This is a genomic window from Alteribacillus bidgolensis (assembly GCF_002886255.1).
GTDB classification, from domain to species: domain Bacteria; phylum Bacillota; class Bacilli; order Bacillales; family Marinococcaceae; genus Alteribacillus; species Alteribacillus bidgolensis.
In genome coordinates this window covers 2,687,538-2,707,015 of the sequence record NZ_KZ614149.1, presented here as the reverse complement: position 1 = coordinate 2,707,015, position 19,478 = coordinate 2,687,538, and the positions used below count along the sequence as shown (strand labels likewise).

The window sequence follows — 19,478 nt, the reverse complement described above, 5'->3', positions numbered from 1 at the left end:
AGGGAGGGAACGCAGCTTGAAACGGAAAACGGATGAAGAACTTACCAAATTAATTGTGCAAAACCACCGTCCAGCACTTGAAGAACTGTATGATCGGTATGTAAAGCTTATCTACAGTTTTTCCTTAAAAATGACGAAAGGCAATACAGAAAAAACAAAAGAAATTGTCCAACATGTCTTTCTCCGGCTTTGGACAACAAAACAAACGTACAACTCCACGAAAGGACAATTTGCAAACTGGCTTCTTACCATTACTCGCAACATCGCGATTGATCTTATTCGAAGCGACCGAAAACATAAAGGGATCATTCAATTAGAGCCTCATGAATGGAGGCAAATACAAGATTACGAGACAGAAGATATTGTCCAGCAAGTTTCTTTGAAACAGCAAATTCGTGAAGCCAAACAGTCACTCTCTCCGTCTCAACAGCATCTTCTTCATTTAGTATACTGGGAAGGTTACTCCTTACGAGAAATTGCTCAAATGGAAAATAAGCCGCTTGGTACAATTAAAAGCAGGCTGCATCAAACTCTAAAAAAACTGCGCCATTATTTCAGCGAAGACATAGGAGGGGTTCGCCATGGAAAATAAATGCGAAAACCTGTCTTTATATATTATCGATGAGCTTAGCGAGAATGAAAAAGAACTATTTGAACAGCACCTTCAAACATGCAGTCACTGTAAAAAGGAAGTAGATTCTTTTAAGGGTGTTTGGCAGACGCTTTCTAATGATATAGAAGAAGCAGAGGTTCCTGAAACGCTGAAACAAGAAGTCATGGAATTTATTTTTGCAGAAAACGAAACATCGAAACAGACTCATACTACGAAAGATAAAAAACACCATTTATTAACACGAATAAAAGAAACTTTAACGAAAAATTTCTCGCCAATATCTGCTGGGATTGCCATACTTTTAGTCATTGGTATGATCGGACTGTTCTGGAGCAATCTCCAATTAAAAGATACCATAACAACTTTAGAAAACGAAGAAGCTGATCCAGCTCAAATAATCACAACTTATGCTTTACAAGGGGAGGATGCGGCAGTTTCAGCAAATGGTACTGCCTACCTTATTCAAGAAGGTAGTAGTACTAGTCTTGTAATAAACCTAAACAATATGCCAACTGTAAAAGAGGAGGAAGTCTATCAAGTTTGGTTGTTGAAGAATGGAAATCGGCAAAATGCAGGTACGTTAAAACCAAATGAAAACGGTAATGGTCTAATTACCTATCGTCTACCAAAAAATCAATCATTTGATGATATTGGCATCACGTTAGAACCGACTCCATATAATACCCAGCCGCAAGGCCAAAAAGTGCTGGGAACTTCGTAATAGAAAAGCAAAAGTTCTCTGCTGTTATCCTGTGAACAGGGTGTATAAGCATCTCCGTCTTAGGAGGATATGGGAGAATTAGACTTTATGAAAGTATGCACCTGCAGGCAAAGGGAAGAGAGGGAAACGAAAGCATACTGTCCTGGGTGCAGTATTACTTCTAATGTATAAACCTGACGATCGTCGCCAGTACGTTCAAGGTAATTGAGTCTTAATCCAGACATTCAAGCATAAAATCAAGAAAGGAGGCTGTCCCAAAAGTTTAGTTTAGGGGATGAAAATCATCTAGTAACTGGAATATGTGAGACTCCTGCGGGAAAAGCGACAGTGTGAAGACCCCTCAGTGAGCGGTTTTTGCTCACGAGGAGGCTGAACCGCCGCCCGCGGAAAGCGAGTATATTCCAGTTCGTTTGCTGAGAACTGACTTATGGGACAGCTCCCCAATGATAAATTATACCGGAGAATTAATTATCTGTTCTCTTTTTGTCTAAAGAGTGGCTTTCTAAAGTACTTATAAAGAAAGGAAATGAATCAACATCTATATTGTCGACTACTTCGTTTGTTTTTCTGTCAATGACGGTGACCTTATTTTCACCGCTGATAGCAGCATAAACAGCATCGCCGTTTGCTGAAACGATTATACCGTGAGGCCCCTTTCCAACCTCAATTTGCTTTATTTCTTTTTCCGCTGAAATGTCAATGACCGAGACAAAGTTGGTCCCGATATTTCCCACATACGCATATTTTCCATCCTTGGTGACATCTAACACGTGATGTCCGGTTCCTACAGGAATAACTTCAGACATTTCAGCATCCTTTATATCCACCACCCCAACCTCACTCGTTTGTGTCAAGGTAACGAGCAGAGTTTTTCCGTCTGGAGTAATATTTATATTGTGAGGAGATCCTTCTACTTCTTTAATTGTATTGGTCACCTGTTGAGACGCAGTGTCAATCACTGAAATAGAGTCGGATCCAGTATTTGTGACGTAAAACGTGCTGCTATCAACGCTTGCTACACCGTTATGGGGGGACTCGCCGACATCAATGGTTGATGTTTTTTCCATCGACTCATTATCAATCACTGTAACAGTGTTATCTCCTTCGTTAACAACATACACCCATTTTCCATCTGGAGTAAAATTAATACCTTTTGGCGTCTTTCCAACCGGAATAGTTTTGATTACTTCCGCTGTTTTTGCATCGATAATCGAGACATCTTCAGATTTACTGTTGACGACATACACATTATTTCCTTTTGGGCTGATTTCGTTATAAGTCGGTTTTTCTCCTACATCTATATTACGAACAACTTCATGTGTAGTCGGATGGATAACTTGAAGATTGTTTGAATCTTTATTATTAACATATACCAGTGCTTCTTTATAAGGTCCACCTGAAGCCTGTCTCACTTCATCGTTCTCTTCTGGGTTACCCGTTGGCCCAGCAATCTTTTCATCTTCTCCTGTACATGCTGAAACGCTGGTAAGTATTACAAGAAAAAAGATAACAAAAACAACCATTCGTTTCTTCATTTAACAAACCTCCTGTATGATTTCTTTCTTATTAGGCAACGAATAAATGCTTCAAGCGGTTTGAAAAATTTTACTAAATTATTACTCCTATCTCACAGTTCGACTTATAAAAAATAGTAATGAAAAGGTTCTAACATCCTGATAACCGAACCAATATGAATTCTTATATAATTGAATTAAGAAATGTTTCCAGAATTTTTGGCTATAGTTTGAGAATCGTTTCCTACATTCTTTCTGAATAATGACTTTGCATAATTTTCATTGGTACGTTGGATTTCGTAGGTTTTAAAAACCTTAGCGGCTATTTATTTATGGGGAGCCTAAGTAAGTATTAACATTATTTTTGGAAAGAGGGATGGTTATGAATATATTATTTTCCGAAATTATTGAAAATGTACGCAATGCGTATCCGACGATTGTTTTTCCAGAAGGGGAAGACGAACGTGTTCTTCAAGCAGCGTATCAATTAGATATAGAAAAGCTCATTCGTCCTGTGTTAATTGGACGGGAAAAAGAATTGATAAAAAAATGGAAGGACTTGTTCTCATCTATACCCGAAACGGTAAAAGTCTGTGATCCGCAAACATGTCCCCAACTCAACACGTATAGAGATGCAATGTATGATAAACGCAAATCTAAAATGACAAAAGCAGAGGCAGAGAATCTCATCCAAGAGCCAAATTACTTTGGAATGATGCTCTTAGAACGCGGGGAAGTAAATGGATTTGTCGGAGGGGCACAGTATGCGACCCGTGATATTTTAAAACCAGCCATGCAGCTTATTAAGACGAAGCCTTCTGTCAAACGGATAAGCAGCTATTTTGTTATGTTGAAAGAAAAAACGGTTTACTTTTTTGCAGATTGTGCAGTAAATGTTTCTCCGCAAAGTCGGGATTTAGCTGAAATTGCTAATCTTACCGCTTGTTCTACTGAAATGTTTAATATAAATCCGCGCGTTGCATTTTTAAGCTATTCTACGAATGGATCTGCTCAATCGGAAGAGACAGCAGTGGTCCATGAAGCTGTCCGTATATTTAAACAGAACTATCCTAAGTGGCCTGTGGACGGAGAAATTCAATTTGATGCAGCCATCATCCCTGAAATTGCTCAAAAAAAATCGCCTTACTCCCCTTTGCAAGGCAACGCCAATGTATTTGTTTTCCCCAACCTTGATGCTGCGAACATAGCGTATAAAATCACACAGAGGTTAGGAGGTTTTCAGGCATTGGGCCCGATTCTCCAAGGCTTAAATAAGCCAGTCAATGATCTTTCTAGAGGGTGCAGCAGCACTGACATCTACTACATGGCTCTCATTACGGGGTTACAGTGTATCGAACAACATCAGGCTGAATTAGGTAAGAGTGTACAATGAAACAGGAGAACCGGTTGAAAGGTTCTCCTGTTTTTGCTTATATTTTAGAAATGTTTAATTTTGTTAAAGGATCAACTATGACTTCCGCCATTTGCAATTGGCGGCAACTCGAGTTTTTCTTATAACGTTTCAAATGTTTTTTCTTTTTCATAGATTAGCTGCCCATTTTTCCAAGTGGCTGTGACAGAGGCGTCTCGTATCTGCATGGGATCCGCTTCAAAAATGTTTTTATCAAGAGTGATAAAGTCTGCGATCTTTCCTGGTGCCAGACTGCCTTTCATGTTCTCTTCACCATTTAATCGTGCCCCGTCGATGGTCATGGTTTCGACTGCTTTTTCTACCGAGAGACATTGGTTTTCCCCTAATACATCTCCATTGCGTGTTTGACGGCAGCAGGCTGCCCAGATGGAGAATAATGGAGAAATCGGCGTGATCGGACAGTCAGAGTGCAGGGTAAATAATATACCAAACTTTTCTGCTTTACGTAAAGGATTCATTTGCTCTGCGCGCTGTTTTCCTAGAAAGATATCCCTGTGTCTATCGCCCCAATAGTAGATATGATTGATGAAAAAGGACAAAGGAAAGTTATAGGCAGCAGCAAGCTCTAAATCAATATCCTGTATCGTTTGGGCATGCTCTACGCGGTGATTTGCATGAGGATGAGGATTTTCATCCTGTGCTTTTTTATAAGCTTCCAAGATAGAATGAATAGCTTGATCCCCGTTGCCATGAGAACTTACCCGAACTTTTTGATCATGATATTTTCTTACCTTTTTATTAAAATCTTCTTGCTCGAACACAAGCATTCCATGCTCGGTTGTTCCTATATAGGGATCGCTTAACGCTGCCGTGCGCAATTGGATCGATCCGTCTTGAAAAAATTTAACGCTATCTATGCCCATACGGCCATTACTTTTATTCTTTAATAATTGATCTAGCGCTTTGACATCATCTTTATAATCTTTACCTTCGAACTGAAGAGCATCTTCCATGATCATTAACCGAAGGTCAAAGGGAAGATGACCTTCTTCTAGTGCTTGTACAAGCAGGGGGAGCTCTTTTTTAGCGGAGAAGATACCGACGGCAGCCTCTGTGCTCGTTGTAATGCCTTCACGGATATAGTCTTTTGCCCCTGCTTTTAGTTCTTCTAATAATATGTCTTCTGATTTTTCAGGTAAATAGGCTACTAATCGTTGAATGGCTCCAACTTCGTGTAGAATGCCGTTTAAGATGCCATTAGAATATCGGCCGAAATGCCCTCCTTGTGGATCTTCTTCCGTTTCCGTTATACCTGCAGCTTCTAAAGCTTTTGTGTTCGCCACCATAAAGTGTCCGGATATATGCTTAATAATAGCCGGTTGATGGGGAATAACATCGTCTAACTCCTCCCTGACCGGATGGCGGTTTTCTTTTAACAATGTATCATCATATCCCCAGCCAATCACCCAGTCTGATGGTGAAGTCATTCGCTTTTGTTCGATGAGTTTTTGTTGAATGTCCTGGATAGATTCGCAATTGGAAGCAGAACAATTGGCTTCGTTTTTGTTTTGCGCATACATAATTAAGTGGTTATGTGTATCAATAAACCCTGGGAGCATCAATTGTCCTTTTGCATCAATAACAGGAGTATCTGAACCCGCTTCTACTATAATCTCATCGGTTCCACCTTTATTCCAAAGCTTTTTTATGACGCCATTTTCAATTAACATCGCTTTAGCTTGAGGCTGCTGAGGGTTCATAGTATAGATATTGGCGTTAATGATTAATGTATTCAATGTTTGTCCTCCTTCTATTATTTTACTTTGCTTATAGGCTCGTTCTTTTCTTCTTCTCCACGGCTGTTCGATTGAAGAACTTCCCAATATAACGCTTTTACCTGTTCTTCATCTGAATGTTCTGACAATAAGCTGATGACGACAAGAGTGATAAGGGACAGACCAAGACCAAATATCGTGTGTTCTATCGGGATGTTTAAAAAAGGATGGAGGATGGTTCCTATCATAGCTGCAACCATACTTGCCAAGACCCCTTTTTTGGTTACTCCTCTCCAGAACATAGCTGCTAAAAACGGGATCACAAGCGTTGCACCAATGATACGGAGAGCCCATTCGTAAGTTGTTATAATATCGGACATATTGAAAGCTACAATTAAACCTAAAATAGAAATAATAACAACCGATAGTCTAGAAGCTGTCATTAATCTTTTTTCTGATGCATTTGGATCAAATAAGCGTTGGTACATGTCTCTTGTCAGGTTGGAACTTCCTTGTAAGATAAAAGAAGTTGCCCCTGTCATCAAAGCAGCTAAAAGGCCCACAAGGATGATCCCGCCGATAGCTGGATGAAGCAGCTCAACCGTTACATAGGAGAAAATTAAATCGGGGTTTAAATCATTAGGCACATATTGACGGGCCATAACTCCAATGGAGTAAGGCAGTATGGATATGAGTAAAATAATCAAAACACTGGTGACACCAGCTTTCTTGGCGACTTTTTCATCTTTGGATGCGAATATTCTTTGCCACGTTGATTGCCAAACGAGATAAAAGGGGCCGACAGAAAGAGCGAATAGTAAAACGCCAGATAATCCTACGTTTCCTAAGGGGGTTAAATACTCTGCAGGAGTCTCTGATAAAACATTCCCAATACCACCGCCATAAAAAATACTCGAAACAAATAAGGTAGTGATTCCTACGACTAGTATGATACTTTGCAGTGCATCAGTAATGATAGTAGCAGGCAAACCGCCGAGGATCGTAAATCCCAACACCATAGCAAAGCCAAGCAGCATACCAGTGGAATCATTTAACCCGAAGGCAATAGTAAATACAGTTGTCATACCGACAATCTGTAAAGCTAATGTCGGAACAGAGTAAATAATGGCAGAAAGCACGGAAGGAATAATACCGGCTTGCTTTCCAAATCTTTCGCTAAAAAGATCAGCAATAGTATAAAGTTTCTGACGTCTCAGAGGACTAGCAAAGAAATAAAACAACAATAGGGTAATAATCATGGCAGGAAAAGCAAATTGAAAATAACCTGCAATTCCTACATTAAAGCCCATACCGACCCATCCAATAAATACAGCAGCACCACAAGCGGTACTAATCATTGTGCCGGTAATTGACCAAAAGCCCATACTCCAATTGGCAATCAGGTAATTATCTGATGTCTTTACTTTCGTGTAATAATAGAATCCAAAAGCAAACATGATTAAAAAGTAAATGATGGTATACGTAATGTACCAGCTCATTTATTAGCCTCCTTCATAAAAGTACTGCTTTTACTCAGTGAACTTTCTTTTTTTACTAACTCATACAGTATTTCTGCACTTTGGTAAATGTCTTTCCAGTCGCTGTACTCTTCCTTTGAATGGCTAATTCCGTCTTTGCTTGGTACAAACATCATAATCGTTTCACCTAATCTTGGCATATAGATCGCATCATGTCCGGCACCGCTGAACATTGTTTCTGTCTCTATTCCGGATTGTCCACATATATTCTCCAGTTCTTCAAGGAGCCTGGAAGAAAATGTTACGGGGTGTTGAAAGGCTAAATCTTGAATTTCAACATTTTCTGACGTGTTACAGTCATGGATAACAGATCGAATAGTATCAACATCTTTTTGTAAAGCTTTTTTGTCTTGATTTCGAATATCTAAAAAAGTCGTCACTTCTTTAGCTATTACATTTGAAATGTTAGGTTGTACCTCTACTTTGCCTATGGTAAATGTGCCGGTGGTAAGTTGTTGTTCTGCTTTTTCGTATAATTTCTCCATAGTATGAACGGTTGCACGCATAGGATCTTGTCTATCATGATAGGGAGTAGATGCTGCATGGTCACTTCTTCCTTTGAAAATGACCTTGTGCCAGGAAAGTCCTTGAATCCCTTTTATTATCCCAATGGGCTTGTTCGATTTTTCTAATAAGGGCCCTTGCTCAATATGAATTTCACAATACATGTGTACACGATTTAACCTGGCGTTTCTTTCACCGTCGTAACCAATTCGTTCCAGTTCCTGTTGAAAAGTGAATCCTTCACTATCTTTCATTTCCCTTATTGTTTTCTCAGGAGCGGCATTTACTAAAGCGCTGCTTCCAAGCATCGGATGAGGGAAACGAGCGCCTTCTTCGTTCGTAAAAGAAACGACTTCAATTGGAATATCAGGTTTCCATTGTTCTTCTTTTAAAGCAATTAGAATTTCTAATCCAGCAGTCACCCCAACCGTACCATCATATAATCCACCATGGCGGACGGTGTCGAGGTGGGAACCAATGACAATAGGAGGGGAGGAAGGGTTTTTTCCTTCCAGCCGTCCATAAATATTTCCGAAGTCATCTACGCGCACGCTGAGGTCATGCTCACACAGTAGTTGAATAAACCGGTCCCTCGCGCTTTTATCTTCGTCCGTAAGAGCTAAACGAGTAATACTGCCGTCACTTTCTTCTCCGATATAAGAAAGATCTGAAAAAATATGCTTCAAACGTCTAGAGTTAATCGGCATATACGGACCTCCTTATCATCTAGCAGCATTTAATGCTTCTGTTAACGTTTGAACCAAAAATTGCAAATCTTCTTCTGTAGAGGTTAATGGCGGGGCAATGATGAGAACATTGCCAAGTTGAGGGACGGTATCTCCATTTTTCCCGAGAATTAGTCCTTTCTTTTTACAAGCCCCAAGTATACTGCCGATATATGCGTCGCTTACTGGTTCTTTTGTCGTTTTGTCTGCAACTAATTCCAAACCATATAGAAAACCGATGTCTCGTACTTCACCAACATAGGGGTGAGATTCTAACTCTTTTAACTGACTTAGAATTTTTTCATCAAGAGAGGCTACTCGTTCTACTATATTTTCTCGCTCAATAATTTCGATATTCTTTAAAGCAACGGCACATGCTGCTGGATGACCGCCGTATGTGGAAACGTGACGGAAATGGTTGTTTCCGTCGTTTTCTTTAAACGTTTCATAGATCTCATTTTTAATAGACGTAGCACCTAAGGGAAGATAGCCGCTTGTTAAGCCTTTTGCTGTTGTGATGATATCCGGCTGTACTCCTTTGGCATGCATATACCCAAACATTTGGCCCGTGCGTCCAAACCCTGAAACCACTTCATCGATAATAAGGAGGACATTATATTTATCACAAATTTCACGAACACGTTTTAAATAACGGTCAGATTGCGGTTTAATGACCCCGCCGCCTGATATATATGGTTCCATAATAAAACCAGCAACGGTTTCTGCTCCTTCCCAAATGATCACTTGTTCAAGCAGGCTGGCAGCCATTTCATCATCTTGTTCTGGGTTATTAAACGTACTTCGATAAGCGTAAGGAGGCGGAACATGCAGAAATCCTGGGACCCCTGGATCGTACTTGACGCGGCGCTGGGCTTGGGCAGTCGCACTCATGGCCCCCATCGTTGTTCCATGATAAGCACGATATCTGGAAATAAACTTGTATTTATCTGGATTTCCGGTTTGTTTATGGTATTGTCTCGTTATTTTAAAAGCCGTTTCGTTCGCATCGGATCCTCCATTGGAAAAGAAAGTACGATACCCTCCGCCAAGCAGTTCACTTAATTTAGCGGAAAGTTCAATCGCCGGTTGATGGCTGAAGGTTAGCGGAAAATAAGCCAATCTGTCCATTTGATTTTTGGCAGTTTCTGTAATTTCCGTTTGGCCGTGGCCAAGGTTTAAGCACCATAAACCAGATACACCGTCCATATATTTGTTTCCTTCCATATCTGTAAACCAAGAACCTTCACCGTGTGCTGCGATCATGGGGGGAGCATCTGGGTTGTATTTGTGCATGGCGTGCCAAAGATGGTCGTGGTCTTGCTGGGTAAGTCTATTTTCTTCTATTTTTTGTTGAACCATAATACGACTCCTCCTTATACTGTCATCGTTTTTGCTTTTAAAAAATCTTCACTAGGCTCATACGTCATGTCATGGGCTGCTGCAACAGCGGGGTGGGCAATGCTTCCGTTCATGGTGTTTATGGCAGATGTTAGTTCTGGATGTTTGTTGATTGCTTCCTCAAGTCCAAGAGATGCAATGGCTTGAGCATAAGGTGCTGTATTGTTCGTTAAAGCAAGGGTAGACGTTCGAGAAACAGAACCCGGAATATTGGCAACCGCATAGTGAACGACTCCATATTTTGTATAATTAGGTGCATCGTGTGTAGTAATGCGGTCAATCGTTTCAATCGAACCACCTTGATCTATAGCAACGTCTACAATGACAGAACCTTTATTCATATCCTGAACCATGCTTTCTTTCACTAGTTTAGGTGCTCTCGCTCCTGGTATTAAAACAGCACCTATTAGTAAATCTGAAGTCTTTACGGCTTCATAAAGGTTATGGGGATTTGACATAATCGTAGTTACTTGTCCATTAAACTGATCGTCTAGTTCCCGAAGGCGTTTAGAGCTAATGTCTAAGATGTTTACTCTAGCCCCTAATCCAAGCGCCATTTTGGCTGCATTCGTTCCGACAATGCCTCCTCCAACAATAGTCACTGCTGCTGGAGGCACCCCGGGAACGCCACCTAACATGACGCCTTTGCCGCCTTTAGAACCTTCTAGAAATTGAGCGCCAATTTGAACAGACATTCGTCCAGCCACTTCGCTCATTGGAGTAAGCAGTGGCAAGGATCCGTCTTTAAGTGTTAATGTTTCATAGGCAAGGGCCGTGACTTTACTATCCCGCAACGCTTTCGTTAACTTAAGCTCGGCTGCAAGATGAAGATAGGTGAATAGTATAAGATCTTCACGGAAGAACCTAAATTCTTCTTCAAGTGGTTCTTTCACTTTCATTACCATCTCACAAGACCAGGCTTCTTCAGCTGTCTTTACGATGGATGCGCCGGCCTCAAGATAATTTTCATCGCTGAACCCGCTTCCTGCACCAGCCTCCGTTTCAATGATGATTTCATGTCCAGCCCTTAATAGATTAGCTGCGCCGCCTGGCGTAATGGCTACTCTTTTTTCATTATTTTTTATTTCAGCTGGAATTCCAATTTTCATAGACGAAACCTCCTTCTTAAAATTACAAGCAATGGTACGGACGACCTAACCACTTGAAGTTATATCCATTTAAACACAAAATATAAATTGTCACAATGTTTTAAATAAAATAAGTTTTTTGTTTTTTAAATAATAGTTATTTAAAATAGTAATAGATGTTGAAATGTAAGGGTGAGATACAATTACGAAAGAAGTGGATTGAAATAATAAAAAGAGGAAGTATTATTAAATCATTGGAAAAACAGTGATACCAATCTATAATGTAGACAAACGAGATAGAAATGAGGGACAAAGATGAAACTAGATCATAAAAACCCATTGCCATTACATGCTCAGCTTAAAAAGAAACTGTCAGAACGGATCAATAATGGATTTTATTCGGATCGTCTTCCAAGTGAAAGAGAGTTTATGGATGAATATGGAGTGAGTAGAAGCACTGTACGAGAGGCTATTTCATCTTTAGTTAAAGAAGGCCTCTTAATCAAAAGACATGGTGTTGGGACATTTGTTTCTCCTAAACCAATTCAAGATTGGCTCGGAAATTTAAAAAGCACGACAGAAACAATTACGGAAATGAATCTTCAACCTGACGTGCAATTAATAACCCATGGGGAAGCAAGGCCTCCAGAGCCGCTCCAAAAAATGATCGGTGATGAAACGGTCTATTTTATTAAACGGCTTCGCTTTGCGGATGGACATCCCATTGCGTTAGAAAATGATTATTATCCATTAAATATAGGAAGGCAGTTAACCCAATTTGATTTGAACACAGAAACGATTTATGATTTGTTGGAAAATAAATTGCTGCTCCGGTTGAATAAAGCAAAGCAAGTGATAAAAGTAGGCAAGATCGAGAAAGAAGACTCAGAATTACTCCAATTTGAAGAAGATGAAAGCGTATTGATTTCGGAACGTTTTATTACATCGGCGGATGAGCAATGGATAGAATTTTCAAATAGCTATTTCCGTCCGGATATGTATTCTTTTTCGATTGATTTAGAACGTAAAAACGGTTAGGGCGCTAGTAAGTGCGCCTTCAATTATTACGTTTTTTAATGGATTCTATCACACTTTATAATAAGAAAAATAAAAATAGTTGTTTATTTTTTTAGAAAATTCTGTTTTAATAAAAGGGTACATGGTTAAGTTCATTACATCATTTCGGATAATGTGGTCCTGTCGTCCGTACCACTAATCAATGAAAGCAAGACAGGAAACACGTTTTTATCCCTACTTATTTTTTTATTTAAACAAAGGAGGAATCATGATGCAGACACAAACACCAACAGGCATTCATTTTGAAAAGAAGGTGAAGATGACGCCAAGTGAGGCTATTGTAGAAACACTTGTTGCTGAAGGCATTGATCATATGTACGGGATCCTAGGCTCAGCGTTTATGGACATGTTAGATCTTTTGCCAGAGGCAGGGATTGAGTTTATTCCGGTGCGCCACGAACAAAGCGCAGCCCATATGGCAGATGGATATACCCGCGTAACGGGTAAAGCAGGGGTAGTTATTGGACAAAACGGCCCGGGAATCACGAACATGGTTACTTCTGTCGCAGCTGCTCATTTGGCGCACACGCCGATGGTGGTCATCTCCCCATCTGCCGGCACACCGACAATAGGCTGGGACGGCTTCCAAGAAGCGAATCAAGTATCAATTTTTGAATCGATCACAAAAGAAACCGTGCAGGTTCCTCATGTCAGCAGGGTGGCTGATTGTCTGCGGACGGCGTTTCGCATTGCATATGCAGAAAAAGGACCTGTTCTCTTTGATATTCCGCGCGATTTATTCTTTGGCGAAATCGAAGAACAAATTCTGCAGCCGCATCAGTACCGTGTAACCAAACGTGGATTTGGTGATTCTAAAACGCTGGACCGGGCAGTTGAATTATTAAAAGATGCAAAAAAACCTGCGATTATATCCGGGCGTGGGGTTGTAGATGCTGATGCGATAGAGGACGTAAAAAATATCGCCGAACATCTTTCTGCTCCTGTCGCTACTTCTTATATGCATAATGACGCTTTTCCGTGGAATCATGAATTAGCAGTAGGCCCGATTGGCTATATGGGAGCCAAATCAGCGATGCGTACTTTACAGGATGCGGACGTGTTACTAGCGATCGGCACCCGTCTGTCGGTATTTGGTACATTACCAGCCTATGATATTGACTATTTCCCGAAAAATGCAAAAATAATTCAAGTAGATATCAACCACCGTAATATTGCACGAACTCATCCGATTGAATGCGGCATTTTAGGAGATGCCAAAGATGTCTCCGAAGAACTTTATACTCGTCTCAGCCAAGCAGACCCTAATCGACCTGTAGACACACAGCGCCGCATGTCTATTAAAGAAGAGCGCCAGAAGTGGGTGACAGAGATAGAAGAGCTCGCTATGGAGAATGGAGAACCAATGAACCCGCGCCGGGCTTTACTGGAGATATCCAATCTCATTACTGATGATACAATCGTTACTTCTGACATAGGGAACACGTCGTCTACATCCAACTCATATCTCCGTTTTAATGAACCACGGAAGCATTTGGCGGCCCTGACATTTGGGAACTGCGGGTTTGCTTACCCAGCAGCGATTGGAGCAAAAAAAGGAAAGCCAGACGCTCCGGTTGTTTCGATTGCCGGGGACGGAGCATGGGGGATGAGTCTGCATGAAGTGAGCACCGCCGTGGAACAGAAGATTCCGGTTGTTGCATGTGTCATTAATAACGGGGCCTGGTGCGCGGAGAAGAAAAATCAGGTAGACTATTACAATAACCGTTTTGTTGGAGCGGATATTGAAGGGCCGGACTTTGCCGAAGTAGCCCGCAGCATGGGAGCTGCAGGAGAAACAGTGGATAACCCGGAAGATTTAAAGCGCGCCTTTACAGAAGCTCTGCATTCAGACCGCCCTACCGTATTAAACATCAAAGTTGACGGCACACAGCTCGCACCACCATTTCGAAAGGATGCCTTAAAAATGCCAGTACGCCATCTCGACAAGTATGCGCATCTTGATCACCGTAATTGGTAAGAAAAAAGAAGTCCCTGGACATATATGTAATGTTCAGGGGCTATTTCTTCTTAGCGCATATTGTTATATTCTTGGTTTTGATGCCAGAAGAAAGGTGGGATTAGATTGAACCATGACCATTTAAAGACCTTTTTGACCGTTGCAGACCAAAAAAGCTTTTCCGAAGCGGCACGTATCCTCTATTTATCCCAGCCCACGATCACTTCACAAATTAAGGCACTTGAAAGTGCAATAAATGCAACGCTATTTGTTCGGACTAAAAAGTATGTAGAATTAACACAAGCGGCTAAAACACTTTATCCTTATGCAAAAGAAATTTTAAACACACAAATTCAAGCGCAAAATGACATTCATCAATTGTTAGGCGAACTTCACGGAAAACTGATCGTCGCTAGCAGCTTAACAATTGGTGAAAATATTCTTCCTTCCTTGCTTTATGAATTTAAAACGAAGTACCCCAGAGTCGAATTAGATACAGAAATCATTAATAGTCAGTATATTGCAGAAATGGTTAAAAATGAAGAATTAGAAATTGGACTTATTGAGGCTGAATTAGAGGAGCCGGTTTTGGAAATGGAGCCTTTCATGTCTGATGAACTATTATTGGTTGCTAGAAAAGGATACTTCACCGAACTTAAACAGATGATCACCATTGAAGAACTAAGTACAACTCCTATTGTTTTGAGAGAAAAGGGTTCTGGCACGCGTACTGTTGTTCATCAGCATTTGAAAAACAATGGAATCTCCCCGGAAGACTTAAATATTGTCCTTGAGCTGGGAAGTACAGAAGCTGTTAAAACAGCAGTGGAAGCAGGTCTTGGAGTATCTATTTTATCCAAACATGCCATAAGAAAAGAATTGTCTCTTGGTTTATTTGAAACGTTTCCTATTCAAGGTGTCGAGCTTACCCGCTGTTTTTATTTTATATATAAAAAAAATCAAACTTTGTCTTTAGTGTCTGAAAAATTTCTTGCGTTAATTCGGGAAAAAAATGAATGTAACAACCAACGAGTAAAGGAGGACTGAAAAGGTGGATCTTAAACAATATAAGCGCATAAAAGAACTGAATCTGTATGTAACGGGATTGTGCAGAGAAATAAATGATTCCACTATTGAGACATTTATTGCCGTAGCAGCAAATGCTGTAGAACAAATCAACAACGAATTCTTAGAAGACGCTAAAAAACTATCTTACCTTCCCTTGTATTTACCGTTAACGCACTTATATAATCAATTACTTCGTGTACGGACCTATGCTGATAGAAAAGATTTCTCTAAAGCCCGTGTCCAAACGATAGAGAGCTGTGAAGAGGTGATAGCAAATAGTAATGTATATTTGCAAAAAATGGAATATAAGGAAAAAGGATTGTGATTGCGAACTTAGCAGGAAATCCTTCATGTCAACGGTTCGTTTTTAGTAGAAGTTCCTTAGCTGAACTTCCTTTTTTTAAACTTTAGGAAAATTTAACTTTGTTAAAGGATCAAAGTATAAGCAAAACTGCGACTTCCGCCATAGGAATCAGTGGTAAGACAGGGTGCTTGTGCTTTTCTTTTAGTACATAATTCCTCATAAAAATTTCAAATACAGCTCATTTAACATTTTTTAATATTTAATTAATTATAAATAGTGCGATAATTCAAAGAATGTGGTTCAATTATAATAAGGGGTAAGGACGTCCGTACCACATTGCGGAAAAGGAGGATAGGATGAATCAGTTTTGAAATGAGTACACAATCTTTACGTGAAAGAGACTATGAGGGACTTTAAAAAAGAAACAGTCAGCGGCCGCACTGTTATAAAAATGTGCGAAGGGGTTTTTGAATATGAGTGACAGACCTACTTTGAATAAGTCATTTAAGCCACATTGGATTTGGGCGATTGCACTTGGTTCTTCCATCGGTTGGGGTGCATTTGTACAACCTTCTGTATGGATGTCTGATGCAGGGCCGTTAGGAGTTATGCTAGGTTTTGTTATTGGTGCGTTATTGATGATGCTTATAGCAGTCAGTTATGGTGTTTTGATCAAATCTTTTCCTGTTTCTGGAGGAGAGTTTACCTACGCATTTTTAAGTCTGGGGAAGAAACACGCCTTTGTATGCGGCTGGTTTTTAACCCTTGGCTATATCTGTATTGTTGCACTAAATGCTTCAGCCTTTGCTTTAATGTTTAAGTTTGTTTTTCCAAGCCTTGTTGAGAACCTGCAAATGTATCAGATTGCCGGTTGGGATGTTTATCTATTTGAAATCATGGCAGCTACACTCCTTCTAGGCATTTTCACTTATTTCAACATAAAGGGCGGGGTCATATCTGGAAGAATGCAATTCTTTTTTTGCAGTGTGATGATATTGAGTATTTTTACACTTTTTATCACGGTTGGTTTCAATCCCGGCTCTAGCGTTAGTCATGTCGAGCCTTATTTTCCAACAGAAAAAACAGCTTTTGCCGCGGTCATATCCATTGTTGCCATTGCTCCTTGGGCGTATGTAGGTTTTGATAATGTCCCGCAAGCAGCTGAAGAATTTAAATTTTCTTCAAAAAAAGCTTTTTCTTTAATTATTTTTGCATTAATCGCTGCAGCCATTTTGTACTGTGCCATGGTTTATACGACCGCATTAATTATGCCATGGCAGGAATTAGCAAATCAAAACTATGACTGGGGGACAGGAACAGCTGTAGTCGATACGTTAGGAGCATTTGGCCTGACAATTTTAGTGTTAGCTTTAACAATGGGGATATTTACCGGATTAAACGGTTTTATCATGTCTGCCTCGCGGTTACTATTTGCCATGTCGAGAGCTAAATTTTTACCAAAAGGATTTTCAAAGTTACATCCGAAGTACAATACCCCTCACTTAGGAATTATTTTTACGACGATGATCGCCATGCTTGCCCCCTGGTTTGGAAGGGAAGTATTGCTTTGGATTGTTGATATGTCAGCCATTGGTGTTTCCATTGCTTATTTTTATACATGTTATACGGCCTACACGATGTTCAAGTGGTCCAATCATGACGGCGGTGCGCTTCAAGTAGAAACAGTAAGTCCTAGAAAGAAACTCATTTCCTTAATAGGGATGACCGCTAGTATTATTTTTATGGGGTTATTACTAATCCCAGGTTCCCCAGCGTTTTTAGGGATGGAATCAAGAATAGCGTTAGTAGTATGGGTTATTCTAGGAATGGTTTTTTATATGAAAAAACGAGAAGAGTTAAATAATATATCAGACAAGGAACTAAGATATTTGATACTAGGAGAAAAATCAAACAGTGATGAAAAAGTAGAAAACGTAAATTAAAGACAAGATTGAAGCTGTTCCAACGTGATTTTTCACTTGGGCAGCTTTTTATTTATACTTTAGACTTGTTAAAGGATCAAAGTATAAGCAAAACTACGGCTTCCGTTATTTAGGACTTGGCGGTAAGCCAAGTTTTTCTAATATTGCTCATAAACAAGAGCAAAAGTAAACATTTTGAACATTGCTCCCCTGTTATAAAATCCCTTAATAGCGTTAATAATTATTAAAATAACGGAAAATAGGGAGAATTCGAATGGGATTTAAACGGAAGCGGAAACTCAAAAACATATTAAAAAAGTCTTTGCAAGCAGAGTCGAACGTACAATCTTCTCATTCGAAAGAAACACAACAATCAGTTTTGCATGATAGACTGCAGGAAAATGTTGAGGAAATCACACGTACACTGGGAAGCAGTACAGATGTGGTGACACGGGTTATTTATATTGGACAGGACAGACTTATTAAAGCAGGCATCATCTATCTAGATGGACTTGTTAATAATGAATCCATCCGTGATCTTATGGGAGCACTAAGGGCCCCTGTGAGAGAAATTGAAGAGAAAGATGAGCATCACTTCTTTTGTGATCAAGTAGTAGAAGTATTGAAGGAAGGCTCCTTATCAGCTGAAAACACCAAAAAAATCGACAATTTCGACTCGCTTTTTGCTTCCGTTCTATCAGGAGACACGGCCATTCTTTTTGATGGACAGACGGAAGGGATAATGGTTAACACGAAAGGCGGAGATCAACGGGCCGTTACGGAACCAGTAACTGAACAGGCAGTACGCGGGCCGCAAGAAGGTTTCACGGAAAATCTCCGTACCAACACATCATTAGTCAGGCGAAAAATTGAAAATCCAAATCTATGGCTTGAAACAAAACGGATCGGACGTTCCACAAAAACAGCTGTTGCGATCATGTATATCAATGGAATTGTGAACGATAAGATAGTGGAAGAAGTACGCAGGCGGCTGGCCCGGATTGATATTGACAGCGTGTTAGAAAGTGGTTATATCGAGGAGCTTATTCAGGATGAAACATTTACACCTTTTCCTACTATGTTTAACTCAGAACGGCCGGATGTGGTGGCAGCTAAATTATTAGAAGGGCGAGTGGCACTTCTTGTCAACGGAACCCCTTTTGTTTTGACAGCACCCGCTACGTTTATCGAATATTTTCAAGTAAATGAAGATTATTATCAGCGGGCGACTATTGGAACATTTCTCCGTTTTTTACGAATAGGAGCTTTTTTTACTGGGATGCTTGCTCCTTCTTTATATATTGCACTGACGGCATTTCATCAGGAAATGATTCCGACACCTTTATTAATCAGCCTGGCAGCGCAGCGTGAAGGCATCCCATTTCCTGTGTTTGTGGAAGCACTTTTGATGGAGACCATTTTTGAAGTCTTGCGTGAAGCGGGAACAAGGATGCCTAAAGCTGCAGGTCAAGCTGTCTCAATCGTAGGGACGTTTGTGATTGGAATTGCAGCTGTCGAAGCCGGGCTTGTCTCTGCTGGAATGGTGATCATTGTCTCTCTTACCGCCATTTCCACCTTCGTCATGCCCTCTTACGATATGGGTATTGCAGTTCGTTTGCTTCGATTTCCAATGATGTTTCTAGCCGCCATTTTCGGTTTGTTTGGGATTTTTATCGGCTTAATGGCGCTTGTTCTTCATACAGCTAATCTACGATCTTTTGGTGTTCCTTATATGGTTCCCTTTGGACCTTTCATCGCTGCTGATCAAAAAGATGCTCTATTTCGCCTGCCGTGGCGAGGGATGTTTTCTCGTCCTCGGTTAATCAGTCAAAAAAATATTGTACGAGAGGATAAACCCTTAAACTCTAAACCTGATTCCAGACATGAACCAAAGGAATAATA

15 protein-coding genes are annotated in these 19,478 nt (G+C 40.3%); 9 read left to right on the top strand and 6 right to left on the bottom strand.

The genetic code is table 11. From position 1 onward, the window contains the following. Window positions 1–16 precede the first annotated feature (16 nt). On the top strand, window positions 17–592 hold the full coding sequence (locus CEF16_RS13505; protein WP_091583549.1) for an RNA polymerase sigma factor: 576 nt from the start codon (window positions 17–19) through the stop codon (window positions 590–592). Beyond that, on the top strand, window positions 582–1,334 hold the full coding sequence (locus CEF16_RS13500; RefSeq protein WP_091583552.1) for an anti-sigma factor: 753 nt from the start codon (window positions 582–584) through the stop codon (window positions 1,332–1,334). Before CEF16_RS13505 ends, CEF16_RS13500 begins: the two co-directional genes overlap by 11 nt. A gap of 464 nt (window positions 1,335–1,798) precedes the next feature. On the opposite strand, the gene CEF16_RS13495 is transcribed toward CEF16_RS13500, so the two are convergent. Continuing rightward, complete coding sequence (locus CEF16_RS13495) at window positions 1,799–2,869, bottom strand: YVTN family beta-propeller repeat protein (protein WP_091583555.1); 1,071 nt, start codon at window positions 2,867–2,869, stop codon at window positions 1,799–1,801. Window positions 2,870–3,230: 361 nt separating this feature from the next. Between CEF16_RS13495 and pta the strand changes: the two genes are divergently transcribed. Beyond that, window positions 3,231–4,241, top strand: a complete 1,011-nt coding sequence (pta, locus tag CEF16_RS13490) for a phosphate acetyltransferase (RefSeq protein ID WP_091583557.1) — start codon at window positions 3,231–3,233, stop codon at window positions 4,239–4,241. 119 nt (window positions 4,242–4,360) lie between these two features. On the opposite strand, the gene CEF16_RS13485 is transcribed toward pta, so the two are convergent. From CEF16_RS13485 to ald, 5 genes are read right to left on the bottom strand one after another with little or no spacing between them, the layout of a single operon-like run. Continuing rightward, window positions 4,361–6,016: an amidohydrolase gene (locus CEF16_RS13485; RefSeq protein WP_091583560.1), complete on the bottom strand. Its 1,656-nt coding sequence runs from the start codon at window positions 6,014–6,016 to the stop codon at window positions 4,361–4,363. A 17-nt stretch (window positions 6,017–6,033) separates the two neighbouring features. Next, window positions 6,034–7,494, bottom strand: coding sequence for a sodium:solute symporter family protein (locus CEF16_RS13480; RefSeq protein WP_091583563.1), 1,461 nt, complete (start codon window positions 7,492–7,494; stop codon window positions 6,034–6,036). Continuing rightward, window positions 7,491–8,744, bottom strand: a complete 1,254-nt coding sequence (locus CEF16_RS13475) for a M20 family metallo-hydrolase (RefSeq protein WP_091583566.1) — start codon at window positions 8,742–8,744, stop codon at window positions 7,491–7,493. Before CEF16_RS13475 ends, CEF16_RS13480 begins: the two co-directional genes overlap by 4 nt. Before the next feature lie 15 nt (window positions 8,745–8,759). Beyond that, the gene (locus CEF16_RS13470) at window positions 8,760–10,121 is read right to left on the bottom strand and encodes an aminotransferase (RefSeq protein WP_091583569.1); all 1,362 of its coding nucleotides are present in this window, start codon (window positions 10,119–10,121) and stop codon (window positions 8,760–8,762) included. Window positions 10,122–10,135: 14 nt separating this feature from the next. Beyond that, a complete protein-coding gene (gene ald / locus CEF16_RS13465; RefSeq protein ID WP_091583572.1) occupies window positions 10,136–11,269 on the bottom strand; it encodes an alanine dehydrogenase in 1,134 nt (377 codons plus the stop codon). A gap of 294 nt (window positions 11,270–11,563) precedes the next feature. Between ald and CEF16_RS13460 the strand changes: the two genes are divergently transcribed. The 6 genes from CEF16_RS13460 to CEF16_RS13435 all read left to right on the top strand — a co-directional run bounded on the left by CEF16_RS13460 (window position 11,564) and on the right by CEF16_RS13435 (window position 19,476). Next, a complete protein-coding gene (locus CEF16_RS13460) occupies window positions 11,564–12,286 on the top strand; it encodes a GntR family transcriptional regulator (protein WP_091583575.1) in 723 nt (240 codons plus the stop codon). Between the two features lie 247 nt (window positions 12,287–12,533). Beyond that, entirely contained in the window at window positions 12,534–14,303 is a 1,770-nt protein-coding gene (gene xsc / locus CEF16_RS13455; RefSeq protein ID WP_091583578.1) for a sulfoacetaldehyde acetyltransferase, read from the top strand. A 105-nt stretch (window positions 14,304–14,408) separates the two neighbouring features. Next, entirely contained in the window at window positions 14,409–15,329 is a 921-nt protein-coding gene (locus CEF16_RS13450; RefSeq protein ID WP_091583581.1) for a selenium metabolism-associated LysR family transcriptional regulator, read from the top strand. Window positions 15,330–15,333: 4 nt separating this feature from the next. Then, window positions 15,334–15,675, top strand: coding sequence for a hypothetical protein (locus CEF16_RS13445; protein WP_091583584.1), 342 nt, complete (start codon window positions 15,334–15,336; stop codon window positions 15,673–15,675). A gap of 452 nt (window positions 15,676–16,127) precedes the next feature. Next, on the top strand, window positions 16,128–17,597 hold the full coding sequence (locus CEF16_RS13440; protein WP_091583587.1) for an APC family permease: 1,470 nt from the start codon (window positions 16,128–16,130) through the stop codon (window positions 17,595–17,597). A gap of 253 nt (window positions 17,598–17,850) precedes the next feature. Then, window positions 17,851–19,476: a spore germination protein gene (locus tag CEF16_RS13435; protein ID WP_091583590.1), complete on the top strand. Its 1,626-nt coding sequence runs from the start codon at window positions 17,851–17,853 to the stop codon at window positions 19,474–19,476. Window positions 19,477–19,478 lie beyond the last annotated feature (2 nt).